Origin of the sequence: Glycomyces sambucus (genome assembly GCF_900102815.1) — a bacterium.
In the GTDB taxonomy this organism is placed as follows: Bacteria; Actinomycetota; Actinomycetes; order Mycobacteriales; family Micromonosporaceae; genus Glycomyces; species Glycomyces sambucus.
The window spans coordinates 834,457-847,898 of the sequence record NZ_FNGF01000001.1; the positions used below are offsets into that span (position 1 = coordinate 834,457).

Genomic DNA, 13,442 nt, shown 5'->3' on the forward strand with positions numbered 1-13,442 from the left:
GACAGGAGCACCAACGTGGAACACGCAATGACCGTCGAGCTGCGCGGACACCTCATCGACCAGGGCGTCTTCGCCCGGGTCATGGACGACGTGCTGGAGTACTCGGGGGCCTATTCGATCGACCGCTTCGACGTGGGGCGCCACCACACCGACGAGTCGTACGCGCAGCTCACCGTCTCCGCGGAGACCTCCGAGCTGCTCGAGCGGATCATCATGCGCCTGCAGACGCACGGCGCGAACCCGCTCGAACCCGGCGTCGCCTCGCTCAAGCCGGCCCCGCGCGACGGCGTGTTCCCCGAGGACTTCTACTCGACCACGAACTTCGACACCCAGGTCCGCCTCAACGGCGGCTGGATGGACGTCGAGAACTCCGAGATGGACTGCGGCATCATCGTCTCCGAGGACCACGCGCGCGCCTGGACCCTCCCGGTGTCGGACGTCAAGGAGGGCGAGCTCGTCGTCTGCGGCGGCGAGGGCGTCAAGGTCCTCCCCCTGCCCGAGCCCGCGCGCCGGAGCCCCGAGTCCTCGAACTTCGAGTTCATGAGCGGCGGCGTCTCCTCCGAGCGCCCGCAGGCGCTCCAGGTCCGCCAGATCGCCCAGCACATGCGCGACGTCAAGGCCCGCGGCGAGAAGATCCTGTGGGTCGGCGGCCCCGCGATCGTCCACACCGGCGCCGGGAAGGCTTTGGAGGCGCTCATCAACGAGGGCTACGCCGACGTCATCTTCGCCGGGAACGCCCTCGCCGCGCACGACATCGAGTCGAACCTGTTCGGCACCTCGCTCGGCGTCGACCTCGACAAGGGCCACGGCGTCCCGCACGGGCACGAGCACCACATCCGCGCCATCAACAAGATCCGCACCTGCGGCTCGATCGCCGCGGCCGTCGAGCAGGGCGTCCTCAAAGGCGGGATCATGCACGCGATGGTGAAGAACGAGAAGGAGTTCGTGCTCGTCGGCTCCGTGCGCGACGACGGCCCGCTCCCCGACGTGTACACCGACGTCATCGACGGCCAGCGCGCCATGCGCGCGGCCCTGCCCGGGGTCGGGTTCGCGATCATGGTCGCGACCATGCTGCACTCGATCGCCACCGGCAACATCCTGCCCGCGAAGGTGCCGCTCGTGAGCGTCGACATCAACCCCGCGACGGTCACCAAGCTGGCCGACCGCGGCTCGGCCCAGGCGATCGGCGTCATCACCGACATCGGCCTGTTCTGCGAGCAGCTCGCGGGCGAGCTGGTCGTGGGCTACAAGCGCGAGTAGCGGACCCGGCCGATCGCTGACGTGCGTGGGGGCTCAAGGTAGTAGGCCATCCCTAGCCCCCACCCACCCTGAGGGGACCTTAGCCCCCAGCATTGCCGAGGGGTGCGACAACAATGCCGGTCCGCGGGCGGAATGTCACCCGATCGCGGGACGGGTGAGGTTCGCGACCCGGTCCTCCCGCCGCACCGCGCCTCGCGCCTCGCGCCTCGCGCCTCGCGCCTCGCGCCTCGCGCCTCGCGCCTCGCGCCTCGCGCCTCGCGCCTCGCGCCTACCGGAGGGTAGCGCTTTCCAAACCCCGGTTCGCCCGCTATGATCCCATTAAATCGATTCATTTCAATCTCTCGATTGAAACGTTCGAATCGACGGGAATCACAAGGAGCACAACGATGTCCTTCACCGGCAATCCCAAACGGCGCCTCCGCCTCGCCCTCGCGGCGGCGGCCGTCGTGTTCACCGGCGCCCTCGGCGCCGTCGCGGTCCCCGAGGCCGCCCTGGCGCAGGGGTGCGGCGCCGGTTCGCCGCACGCCACCGTCACCGGGTCCTCCGGCGCCTACGTCACCCGCGAGGGCGGCACCACCGTCTACTCCGGATCGGACTACCGCGCGGCGGTCCAGGCCGGCGTCGACAGCATCTCCAGCGGCCAGCGCGTCGCCGTCATGGCCTCGGGCTCGATCGGCGCCAACACCATCACCGTCCAGAGCGGCAAGACCTTCGAAGGCTGCGGCACCATCAACGTGGGCAACCGCTCCGGGCGCGGCGCGATCGAATCGCTCGGCACGACCAACGTGTACATCCCCTACCTCAAGATGACCGGCAGCCCGTACTTCGGCATGCGGTTCAACGGCACCACCGGCCTGCGCCTCGGCGACATCGACCTCACCCTCAGCGGCGGGCTCGGCATCCGGTTCGACCGCGACGCGGCCTGGAACTACGAGGTGCGGATGGACGACGTCTACGTGTCGGGGGCCGGCAGCCACGCCGTCGAGACCTGGAACATCGACGGGCTCGACGTGTACAAGCTGGTCGCGGTGAACGTCGGCGAGTCGGGCCTGCTCGTCCAGCGTTCACGGAACGTGTGGGTCGGCCTGGTCGACGGGAACAACGTCGGGGCCGGGACCGGGTACGCCACGCTCCGGTTCGCGAACAACAACGGGCAGCTCGCGAACGGGTCGTACACGACCAACGTGTGGGTCGACAAGGTGGTCTCGCGCGGCGGCGGCCGCGGGGTCTTCTGCGTCTCGCAGTCGGGCGGGGCGATCATCAGGAACGTCGACCTGGCGAGCAACGGCAACAACGCGATCCTGATCGAGAACTGCTACAACCTGACGATCCAGGCCGGCACCGTCAACGGCGGCGGGGAGGTCCGCGTGGCCGCGCGCTCGGAGTTCCCGAACACGCGGGACGTGTGGATCACCTTGACGGTGAACAACACCTCGGTCCGGGAGTCGCCGTGCGGCGACAACGTCAACTGGTACCTGAGCGGCAACGGCTCGCGGAACGTGTGCTGAAGCCTCTTGCATAAGACCGTATATAAGGCATAGCGCGCAATGGCGAGCGAAAGGAAAGGCCCGGAGCATTCGCTCCGGGCCTTTCCGACGCATATCGACTAGGGGACGATGTCGCGGTGGCGGGCGAGGTCGGCCGCGCCGATGACGCCGGCCTTGGAGCCGAGTTCGGCTGCGCGGACCTCGGCGAAGGGGACCTGGTTGCGGTTGGCGAGGGCTTCCTCGTAGTGCCTGCGGATGGGGTCGAGGAGCAGGTCGCCGGCGTCGACGACGCCGCCGGCGATGAGGATGACGCCGGGGTCGATGAGGTTGACCATGTCGGCGCAGGAGTTGCCGAGGTAGTAGCCGATCGCGTCGAACGCGGCGAGGGCGACCTCGTCGCCAGCGCGGGCGGCCTCGGTGACCTGGCGTCCGGAGATCGCGTCGGGGTCGCCGCCGGCGAGTTTGAGCAGGACCGCGGCCTTGTCGGGGGTCTCGGCCGCGCCCTCGCGGGCGGCGCGGGTCAGGGCTCGGCCGGAGGCGTACTGCTCCAGGCAGCCGGTGCGCCCGCAGCCGCATTCGCGGCCGCCGGGCATGACCGAGCGGATGTGGCCGATCTCGGCGGCGACGCCGTGCGTGCCGCGGAGCAGGTTGTCCTTGACGACGATGCCGCCGCCGACGCCGGTGCCGATCGTGTAGAGCACGGAGGAGCGGTGGGCCTTGGCGGCGCCGAAGCGGTGCTCGCCCCAGATGGCCACGTTCGCGTCGTTCTCGACCACCACGGGGAGGTCGATGACCGCGGTGACCTTGTCGCGGAGGGGCTCGTTCTTCCAGGAGACGTTGGGGGCCAGCATGACCGTGGAGCGGTCCGAGGAGATCCAGCCGGCCGCGCCGATGCCGACCGCTTCGATCTCGCGGCCCTCGCGCAGCTCGTCCACGACCTCTTTGACCGCCTGGATGACGCCGGCCTGGTCGTCAGCGGGGGTGGGGCGCCGGGCCGTGGCGAGGACGTCGCCGTTCTCGTCGACGAGTCCGCCGCCGACTTTCGTGCCCCCGATGTCGACTCCGATAGTCAGACTCACAGCTGTCCCTCCAGCGGTTCCCGGAATTGAGGCGTTGGCTGCCACGCGACGCTGCGGGCCACCGACAGACTTTACGGCACGATTAATTCCCGAGGAAATCGGCTGTTCCATCCCCCTTGGCGAAGGTATCACCGCAGTGACTTTCGATCTCGTTCTCAGTGCTCTAGCATCGGAATTCAACCTGACTTGCCAACGGAGTTAACTCACCGGTAAGTTGTGCCCATCACGTGTCGACCGCCTTTCTTACAACGCCGTAACCACGGCGCGTTGAACGGAGCCATAATGCGCGAGTTCGCCGTCCCCCCAGTGGTGACAGTGCCCGACGAAGACAACACCCTCACCGCGCTGTGGGACGCGGCCGAGAACCACCCCTCCTCCATCCTGTACATGCGCTCCCACGACGACGGCGCGACCTGGCACGACGTCACCGCGGTGCAGTTCCGCGAGCAGGTGGTCGCGGCGGCGAAGGGCCTGGCGGCGGCCGGCGTGCAGCCCGGCGACCGCGTGGCGCTCATGTCCGCGACCCGCTACGAGTGGACCCTGCTGGACTACGCGATCTGGGCCGCCGGGGCGGTGACGGTGACGATCTACGAGACGTCCTCGGCCGACCAGGCGCGCTGGATCCTGGAGGACTCGGGCGCCATCGCGGCCATCGCCGAGACCGCCGAGATGACCGAGATGATCGAGGGCCTGGGGTCCACCGAGGTCAAGCACGTGTGGACCATCGACGGCGGCGCGCTCGACGCCCTGGAGACGCTCGGCGCCGACGCCGACGTGGACATCGAGGCGCGGCGGACCTCCCGCGGCACCGCCGACCTGGCCACGATCGTCTACACCTCGGGCACCACCGGCCGGCCCAAGGGCTGCATGCTCACCCACGGGAACCTGCTCAACGACATCCGCAACATCGTCCCCGAGGTCCCCGGGGTCCTCTACGACGGCGCGCGGATGCTGCTGTTCCTCTCCCTCGCGCACGTGCTGGCCCGGATCCTGCAGATCGCCGGCATGGAGTCGCGCACGACCATCGCCCACGCCGACCGCACCCGGCTCACCGCCGTCATGCCCGTCGTCAAGCCGACGACGCTGCTGGCGATCCCCCGCGTGTTCGAGAAGGTGTACGCCGGCGCGTACCAGAAGGCCGTCGACGGCGGCAAGGGCCACCTGTTCGAGAAGGCGACGGTCGTCGCCAAGGAGTACAGCCGCGCGCTCGACAAGCCCGGCGGGCCGGGCCTGGGCCTGAAGCTCCGCCACAAGCTGTGGGACGTGCTGGTCTACAAGAAGATCCGCGCCGCCGTCGGCGGCGAGTGCACGTCGGCGGTCTCCGGCGGCGCCGCGCTCGGCCCCGAGCTCGGCCACTTCTTCCGCGGCATCGGCATCGTCATCTTCGAGGGCTACGGCCTCACCGAGACCTCCCCGGTGCTGTCGCTGAACATGGAGACCGCGATCAAGGTCGGCTCGATCGGCCGGCCCATCCCGGGCACCGCGCTGCGCGTCGCCGACGACGGCGAGCTGGAGGCCAAGGGCCCGCAGATCTTCCCCGGCTACTGGAACAACGACGCCGCCACCGCCGAGGTCCTCGACGCCGACGGCTGGTTCAAGACCGGCGACATCGCCGAGATCGACGACGACGGGTACGTGACGATCACCGGCCGCAAGAAGGACATCATCGTCACCGCCGGGGGCAAGAACGTCGCCCCCGCCCCGCTGGAGAAGATCCTCGACTCCCACCCGCTCATCGCGTACGCGCTGGTCGTGGGCGAGGGCCGCCCGTACATCGGGTGCCTCATCTCCGTCGACGGCGACATGCTGCCCGACTGGCTCTCGCGCCGCGACAAGGACCCGGCCACGCCGATCGCCGACCTCGTGGACGACCCCGAGCTCCTCGCCGAACTCCAGGCGAAGGTCGACGAGGCCAACCAGACCGTCTCCAAAGCGGAGCAGATCAAGCGTTTCCGGGTCATTCCGGTCGAACTGAGCGAGGACGCCGGAGAAATCACTCCCTCAGTCAAGGTCAAACGACACGTGGTCATGGAAAAATACTCAAGCGAGGTCAACGCGCTGTACGACGCGGCGCGGGACGACGCCAAGAGCTGACGAAGGGGGCCCTGTGGGCGAGGAGGCGGTGCTCGAGCGCCAATGGCGACTGCCCGCCGTCGCACTGCGAGGGGCCCTGTTCGCACTCGTCGCGGTCTTCGGCTGGGCCTCCGTCGGCCTCGCCGAAGCCGCGACCTGGTGCGGCATCCTCGCCCTGGCCGCCCTCCCGGGGGTGGTCCTCCCCCGGCACCGGCTCCTCGCGCCCGCCGGGCGCCTCGCCGAGGTCGCCGTCGTGGTCCTGGGGACGCTCGCCACCGGCGGGCTCCCCGCCTGGATGCTCCCCTACCTGATCGCGCCGTTCGCGACCGCCGCGTTCGACGCCGCCGCCCCCGCCGAGGACGGCGACCGCTGGTCGCGCCTGCGCACCTGGGGACCGCCCGCGCTCGTCGCGCTCGCCGCGGTCGGGCTCCTCGCGCAGGCCCCGCAGGTCGCCGACTTCAACCGCGGCACCTACGTCTCCACCGCGGCCGTCGCGCTCGCGTTCGGCCTCGCCGCCGCCGTCGGCGCCTGGTGGCTGCGCCGCTCCCGCACCTCCGACATGCACCACTCGCAGCTGCCGTACGCCGAGGCCGCGGCCCTGCTCACGCAGCTGCGCGTCGTCGCCAGGCAGCTCCCGGGATCGACGCTCGACCCCGGTGGCATCGCCACCGAGATCGTCGACACCGCCTCGCGCATCCCCGGCGTGGAGCGCGCCGCGGTCCTGTCGGCCGCCTCCGGGCGGCGCCTGGTCGTCCTCGCCGAGCACGCCGACGAGCGCGTCGACTGGGAGACCTCGCCGCAGCTCAACTCGCTCCTCGCCGACGCCTGGGCCGGGCAGAAGCCCCAGGCCGGGCAGGTCCCGCTCTCGCGGTCCACGCAGGGGCCCGTCGCGTCCCTGGTCATCCCGCTGGTCGCCGAGGGCCGCACCGTCGGACTGGTCGCGATCGAGTCCGACGACCCCGCCGCGTTCGGCCCCGAGGCCATCACCGCCGCCGAGGACCGCACCAAGGGCGCGGCCCTGCGACTGGAGACCGCGCTCCTGTTCGAGGACGTCAGGTCCATGGCGACCACCGAGGAGCGCCAGCGCCTCGCGCGCGAGATCCACGACGGCATCGCCCAGGAGCTGGCGATGCTCGGCTACGGCATCGACAACGCGATGGCGATCCTCCCGCCCGAGGCCGGGGAGGCCAAGGGCGAGCTGGAGGACCTGCGCTCGGAGGTGACGCGACTGGTCACCGAGCTGCGGTTCTCGCTGTTCGAGCTCCGCTCGAACGTCGACCGTCAGGGGGGCCTCGCCTCCGCGATCGCGGACTATGCTCGTACTGTGGGCGCCTCCGCCGGACTGCGGGTTCACCTGTCCCTCGACGAAGGCGGAGCGCGGCTGCCCGCGAGCACCGAGGCCGAGCTGCTGCGGATCGCCCAGGAGGCGATCACGAACGCGCGCAAGCACGCGAGGGCCGAGAACCTGTGGGTGACGTGTGAGGTGGACCCGCCTTACACCCGTATCGAGGTGACCGACGACGGACAGGGGCTCTCCGGCGAGGCGTCCGAGGGGCGCTACGGCCTGGCGATCATGAGCGAGCGGGCCGAGCGCATCCGGGGCTCGCTGGAGATCCGACCGCACCAGCCGCACGGGACGACCGTCGCGGTGGTGCTCAACGCGGGGGCGAGGCCCACCCCGAGGGCCGAGGCCCCGCGGCCCGGTTCCGCGGCCTGGGCGGCCGCCGACCGGGCGAGAACTGAACAGCCGGCCCGACGGCCTGACCACGGTGGTGGCCGTGGCAGCCAATGAGGAGAGACACGCATGAACGCTGACGCGCTGGAGACGACCGGCCAGACGACGGTGCTGATCGTCGACGACCACGACCTGATCCGCAAGGGCCTCCGGCACGCTTTCGACCGCGACCCCGAGTTCGAGGTGGTCGGCGAGGCCGACACCGCCGCCGACGCCCTGCGCCAGGCGGCGTCGCTCATGCCCTCGGTGGTCATCATGGACCTGCGCCTGCCCGACGGGTCGGGCCTGGACGCGACCCGCAAGCTCCGCAAGGCCCACCCGAACATGGGGATCGTGGTGCTGACGATGTACGCCGGCGACGACCAGCTGTTCGGCGCGCTCGACGCGGGCGCCTCGGCGTTCGTGCCGAAGTCGGCGCCCGCGAACGACGTGGTGTCGGCCGCGCGCCACGCGGCGGCCAACCCGACCGCGTTCAGCGCCGCGGACCTCGCGGAGGCGATGCAGCGGCGCCTGACCCCGACCGGCCCCCAGCTGTCCCCCCGCGAGTCGCAGGTGCTCAAGCTCCTCGCCGACGGCCTGTCGGTGGCGGGGATCGCGAAGCAGCTGTACGTCTCCGAGTCCACGGCGAAGACCCACATCTCGAAGCTGTACGAGAAGCTGGGCGCGGGCAACCGGGCCCAGGCGCTCATGACGGCGCTGAAGCTGGGTCTGCTCGAAGCCCCCGACCAGCCGAAGTTCTAGCCTTCGGCCGACGACTGCACGAGCGGTGCCCGGGTCCCCCGGGTGCCGCTTTCTCGTTCGGTGCGGTGCGAGTCGCGGTTCAGACGGTCTCGCCGTAGAGCATGCCTTCGAGGCGGCCGGCCTGGCGCTCCCAGGTCCATTCGCCGACGGCCCAGTCGCGGCTGGCGGCGCCGAGCTTGCGGGCGAGCTGCGGGTCGGTGAGGACCTGGACCAGGCGGGAGGTGATCTCGCCGAGGTCGCGGCCGTCGACGACCCAGCCGGACTGGTCGTGCAGGACGGTGTCGGGGGCGCCGCCGGAGTTCCCGGCGATGACCGGCAGGCCGCACGCGGCGGCCTCCAGGAAGACCGCGCCGAGCCCTTCGACGTCGAGGCCGCGGCGGCGGGTGCGGCAGGGCATGGCGAAGACGTCGCCGGCCGTGAAGTGCGCGGCGAGTTCGTGTTCGGGGACGCCGCCGGTGAAGACGACCTGGCGGGAGACGCCGTGGAGGCGGGCGGCGGCGCGCAGGCGCGGCTCGTAGGGGCCCTCGCCGACGATGAGGAGCCGCACGTCCTGGCCGGTGGCGGCGCGCACCTGCGGGAGGGCGGCGATGAGCATGTCCTGGCCCTTGCGGGGCACGAGGCGGGAGACGCAGACGATGACGGGGAGGTCGCCGAGGCCGTGGCGCTCGCGCACGGGGGTGCCGTCGACGCCGGGGTGGAAGGTCTCGGCGTCGATGCCGAAGGTGAGCTTCTCCAGGCGGGTGTGCGGGGCGGCGACGGGCGCGAGGCGCCGGTACGTGTAGTCGCCGAGGTAGGTCATGACGTCGTGGGAGGCGGCGATGCGGCGCAGCAGGCCGCGGGTGCCGGGCATGGCGGCCCAGCCGACCTCGTGGCCGTGGGTGAGGGCGATGGCGCGTTCGATGCCGGTGTCGCGCTTGAGGACCGAGGCGAGGAGGCCGAGGGGGGCGGCGGCGCCGAACCAGACGCGGTCGCAGCGGTGCTCGATCGCGAGCGCGGTGACGGCGCGGGCGACGCGGGGCGTGGGCAGGAGCATGGAGGTGCGGTCGCGGACGACCTGGAAGGGCTGGGCGGCGTCGAACTCGCGCCAGCCGGGCGAGGTCGAGGTGTACACGACCAGGTCGTCGGAGGGCAGCCGCAGCGCCATGCCGTGGACGAACGTCTGGATGCCGCCCCGGCGGGGCGGGAAGTCGTTGGTCACCAGCAGCGTGCGGCTCATATTGACCCCCTTCACAATCGCACCAGTCTGCCACGGCGGGGCGGACGGCGAGGCGATCCTCGATGACGTCGGCGTGAAGAACAGCGGTCGCCACCGGCGCGCTGTGGCGCCGATGGCACACTGGTGCCCATGAGCAGCGGCGACGAGACCAGCGGCGCGGGGCCCGACGCCGGACTTCCGGAGGCGCCGGCCTCCGCGGCGGCCGGCGACGAGGGCGCGGCCGAGGGGGACCCCTCCGAACGGACCGAGGGGGATCCCTTCCAGCAGGCCGAGGGGGACCCCTCCCAACGGGCAGAGCCGGGCGCGATGGTGTTCCTCACCGAGCCGGTGCGGCGCAGGGCGGTCGAGATCGCGGCGGTCGCGATGCCGGGTCTCGCGCCGGGCCGGGTCCCGGCGCGGTTGCGGCGGTTCCTCAAGTTCAGTCCGGCCAAGCGCGCCAAGCTCGCCAAAGGGGACCTCGCCGCGGCGCTGGACCGGGACGAGGCGTTCCGGGAGGGCCTGGCGGAGGTGCTGGCGTCGGCGGACTCGCCGCTGATCGGGGTCATCAGCGGCGGCGGCGCGGTGTCGCCGATGGCCGACCCGGTGGAGGTCGCGGCGCTGACGTACCTGCTGCGGCCCCAGGGCTGGCGGGAGCTCATCGCCTCCGCGGTGGAGGCGATCCCGGAGGCGCCCGAGGCGCCGCCGGCCGCGGCCGGTCCGGACGAGGCGGGCCGGAAGCGGCTCGCGTCGCTGGAGAAGGAGAACGCGAAGCTGCGCGGGGCGCTGGCCGACCAGCGGGCGGCGGCCGGGACGCTCCAGGAGGAGCTGCGGCGGGCCCGCCGGGACCTGAAGGACGCGGAGGAGCGGGCCGCGAAGGCGGCCGGGGACCTGGCGGCGGAGAAGGGTCGGCTCAAGCACGCCGACACCGAGCGGCGCTCTGAGCGGCGGCGGCTCGAATCCGAAGTGGAGTCGCTGCGGGGGCAGCTCGACCGGGCCCGCAAGGCCGACCGGGAGCAGGAGCGGCTGGCGTCGTCGCGGCTGTGGCTGCTCATGGAGACGCTTTCGGGCGCGGCCACGGGGCTGCGGCGCGAGCTCGGGCTGGAGCCGGTGGACGACCGGCCCGCGGACTACATCGCCGAGGAGTACTGCGACGACCCCGAGGAGCGGCCGTTCGAGGGCTCACGGGGCCTGGAGGGGACCGACCCGCAGCGCCTGGACCACCTCCTGTCGCTGCCGAACCCGCACCTCATCGTGGACGGGTACAACGTGACGATCTCGGCGTGGGGCGAGACGCTGACGCTGGAGCAGCAGCGCAACCGGCTCGTGCACGGCCTGGGCACGGTGGCGGCGCAGACGAACGCGGAGATCACGGTGGTCTTCGACGGCGCCGACGCGATCTTCGGCGCGAAGCCGTCGGCGCGGGGCGTGCGGGTGCTGTTCAGCGCGAAGGGGCAGATCGCGGACGACGTGGTCGTGGAGCTGGCGCGGGTCGAGCCCGAGGGCCGGCCGGTGGTCGTGGTGTCCTCGGACCAGGAGGTCGCCGACCGGGTGCGCCGCGAGGGCGCCTACCCGGTGCCGTCGCCGGTCCTGGTCCGGTGGCTCCAGCGGATCTGACGCCGGGCCCTAGGACGCGGCGGGGACCTTGAGCACGACCGAGCCCGCGGCGAGGTCGTGGAGGCCGCGGTTGTACGGGTGGAAGAACGCGGTCAGGGCCGGGACCACGAGGGAGAGCAGGAGCGCGCGGAGGATCGAGCGCCACAGCGGCAGCCGCCCGCCGGTGCGGGAGTCCACGCAGGCGATCTTCATGACGGCCATGCCGAGCGTCTGGGTCCCGGCGGTGAGGGCGACGGCCGTGTAGAGCAGGAACAGGCCGGAGGGGAGCACGTCCGCGCCGGCGACCCGCGGGGGTTCGACGCCCATCCACTGGATCAGGTAGGAGAGCAGGAGGCACGCGACCCAGTCGATCACCAGCGCGACGAAGCGGGCGCTGATCGAGGCGAGGTCCTGCCCGGAGCCGGTGGATTCGGGGGCCCTGGCACCGCGTTCGCTCGTCATGGCGGGAGTCTACGGGTCACCCCGGTGGGCGCGGCGTGTGCGCCGTTCAGGTGTGAAACCGACCGGATTGCACCGTCCTGAGCTGTGGTTTCTATCGTTCGTGAACAGGCCCGCATTTCGCAAGTAACATGCGCGAAACAATTGATTTACGGTGAGGCAATTGATCGCGGCTACCGTTCCGCCTAATAAGCTTAGGCGTCGACAGCGAGGTCGGCCCGCCGGTTCGGGCGATCGACGATCCGGGACCCGCTGGGCGGGGCCGCGCCACGGTCCTCCCGGCAACTCACCTACCGAGAGGAATACCTTCGTGTTCTCCAGCCCTGAAGAGCTCCTCGGCTACGTCCGCGACAACGACGTGAAGTTCATCGACGTCCGCTTCTGCGACCTGCCCGGCGTCATGCAGCACTTCAACATCCCGGCCGCGTCCTTCGACGACGACCTCCTCGAAGAGGGCCTCGCCTTCGACGGCTCCTCGATCCGCGGCTTCCAGGAGATCCACGAGTCGGACATGCTGCTCCTGCCGGACGTGGCCACCGCCTTCGTCGACCCCTTCCGCGAGCAGAAGACGCTCGCCCTGAACTTCTTCGTGCACGACCCCTTCACCCGCGAGGCGTACAGCCGCGACCCGCGCAACGTCGCCAAGAAGGCCGAGCAGTACCTGGCCGGCTCCGGCATCGCCGACACCGCGTACTTCGGCGCCGAGGCCGAGTTCTACATCTTCGACTCGATCCGCTTCGACCAGACCGCGAACCAGGCGTTCTACGAGATCGACTCCGTCGAGGGCGCCTGGAACACCGGCGCCGACGAGCCCGGCGGGAACCTCGGCTACAAGCCGCGCCACAAGGGCGGGTACTTCCCGGTCGGCCCCGTCGACCACTTCGCGGACCTGCGCGACCGCATGGTCACCAACCTCATCGAGGGCGGCCTCACCATCGAGCGCGCCCACCACGAGGTCGGCACCGCGGGCCAGTCGGAGATCAACTACCGCTTCGACACGCTGCTGCACTCCGGCGACGACGTGCAGAAGTTCAAGTACATCATCAAGAACACCGCCACCCAGGCCGGCAAGACGGTGACGTTCATGCCCAAGCCCCTGTTCGGCGACAACGGCTCGGGCATGCACACCCACCAGTCGCTGTGGGCCAACGGCGACCCGCTGTTCTACGACGAGACCGGCTACGCCGGCCTCTCGGACACCGCGCGCCACTACATCGGCGGCCTGCTCCGGCACGCCCCGAGCCTCCTCGCCTTCACGAACCCGTCGGTGAACTCCTACCGCCGCCTCGTGCCGGGCTTCGAGGCCCCCGTGAACCTCGTGTACTCGCAGCGCAACCGCTCCGCGTGCACCCGCATCCCGGTCACCGGCTCCAACGCCAAGGCCAAGCGCGTCGAGTTCCGCGTGCCGGACCCGTCGAGCAACCCGTACCTGGCGTTCTCCGCCATGCTCATGGCGGGCCTGGACGGCATCAAGAACAAGATCGAACCGCCGGCGCCGGTCGACAAGGACCTGTACGAGCTCGGCCCGGAGGAGTACGGCGACATCCAGCAGGTCCCCGGCTCCCTCGACGCGGTGCTCGACAACCTCGAGGCCGACCACGACTTCCTCACCGAGGGCGGCGTGTTCACGCCCGACCTCATCGAGACGTGGATCAGCTACAAGCGCGAGAACGAGATCGACCCGATCCGCCTCCGCCCGACCCCGCACGAGTTCGATCTGTACTACGAGGTGTAGCGACAGCTCAGGCCACGAGGTCTGAACCGTTGTCAGACAACGTGCTCCAAGGGCGCGTCCGGCTCCGGCCGGGCGCGCCCTTGAA

Annotated in this window: 10 protein-coding genes; 7 read left to right on the top strand and 3 right to left on the bottom strand. The window is 71.1% G+C overall.

Annotated features, from left to right (window positions below; genetic code table 11):
* Window positions 1–15 precede the first annotated feature (15 nt).
* Both BLS99_RS03925 and BLS99_RS03935 read left to right on the top strand, forming a co-directional pair.
* Window positions 16–1,260 carry an ornithine cyclodeaminase, nickel-pincer nucleotide-dependent gene (locus BLS99_RS03925; protein ID WP_218126222.1) on the top strand — a complete coding sequence of 415 codons (1,245 nt, stop codon included), beginning with the start codon at window positions 16–18 and terminating at the stop codon, window positions 1,258–1,260.
* 386 nt (window positions 1,261–1,646) lie between these two features.
* The gene (locus BLS99_RS03935; RefSeq protein WP_091043809.1) at window positions 1,647–2,768 is read left to right on the top strand and encodes a hypothetical protein; all 1,122 of its coding nucleotides are present in this window, start codon (window positions 1,647–1,649) and stop codon (window positions 2,766–2,768) included.
* 98 nt (window positions 2,769–2,866) lie between these two features.
* Here the strand turns inward: BLS99_RS03935 and BLS99_RS03940 are convergent, their stop codons facing one another.
* Window positions 2,867–3,826 carry an ROK family glucokinase gene (locus BLS99_RS03940; protein WP_091043812.1) on the bottom strand — a complete coding sequence of 320 codons (960 nt, stop codon included), beginning with the start codon at window positions 3,824–3,826 and terminating at the stop codon, window positions 2,867–2,869.
* 282 nt (window positions 3,827–4,108) lie between these two features.
* Between BLS99_RS03940 and BLS99_RS03945 the strand changes: the two genes are divergently transcribed.
* Genes BLS99_RS03945 through BLS99_RS03955 form a run of 3 tightly spaced genes read left to right on the top strand, consistent with a single transcriptional unit; the run spans window position 4,109 to window position 8,375 of the window.
* A complete protein-coding gene (locus BLS99_RS03945) occupies window positions 4,109–5,920 on the top strand; it encodes an AMP-dependent synthetase/ligase (RefSeq protein WP_091043815.1) in 1,812 nt (603 codons plus the stop codon).
* Between the two features lie 28 nt (window positions 5,921–5,948).
* The gene (locus BLS99_RS03950) at window positions 5,949–7,691 is read left to right on the top strand and encodes a sensor histidine kinase (protein WP_245712142.1); all 1,743 of its coding nucleotides are present in this window, start codon (window positions 5,949–5,951) and stop codon (window positions 7,689–7,691) included.
* A 12-nt stretch (window positions 7,692–7,703) separates the two neighbouring features.
* Window positions 7,704–8,375, top strand: a complete 672-nt coding sequence (locus tag BLS99_RS03955; RefSeq protein ID WP_091043822.1) for a response regulator transcription factor — start codon at window positions 7,704–7,706, stop codon at window positions 8,373–8,375.
* 79 nt (window positions 8,376–8,454) lie between these two features.
* Here the strand turns inward: BLS99_RS03955 and BLS99_RS03960 are convergent, their stop codons facing one another.
* Window positions 8,455–9,591 carry a glycosyltransferase family 4 protein gene (locus BLS99_RS03960; RefSeq protein ID WP_091043825.1) on the bottom strand — a complete coding sequence of 379 codons (1,137 nt, stop codon included), beginning with the start codon at window positions 9,589–9,591 and terminating at the stop codon, window positions 8,455–8,457.
* 129 nt (window positions 9,592–9,720) lie between these two features.
* On the opposite strand from BLS99_RS03960, the gene BLS99_RS03965 reads away from it, so the two are divergent.
* Window positions 9,721–11,184 (top strand): NYN domain-containing protein, encoded by a 1,464-nt coding sequence (locus tag BLS99_RS03965; protein WP_091043827.1) that lies wholly within the window; start codon window positions 9,721–9,723, stop codon window positions 11,182–11,184.
* A 9-nt stretch (window positions 11,185–11,193) separates the two neighbouring features.
* Here BLS99_RS03965 and BLS99_RS03970 read toward each other — a convergent pair whose 3' ends face one another.
* Complete coding sequence (locus BLS99_RS03970) at window positions 11,194–11,625, bottom strand: RDD family protein (RefSeq protein ID WP_091043830.1); 432 nt, start codon at window positions 11,623–11,625, stop codon at window positions 11,194–11,196.
* Between the two features lie 307 nt (window positions 11,626–11,932).
* Between BLS99_RS03970 and glnA the strand changes: the two genes are divergently transcribed.
* Complete coding sequence (glnA, locus tag BLS99_RS03975) at window positions 11,933–13,357, top strand: type I glutamate--ammonia ligase (protein WP_091043833.1); 1,425 nt, start codon at window positions 11,933–11,935, stop codon at window positions 13,355–13,357.
* Window positions 13,358–13,442 lie beyond the last annotated feature (85 nt).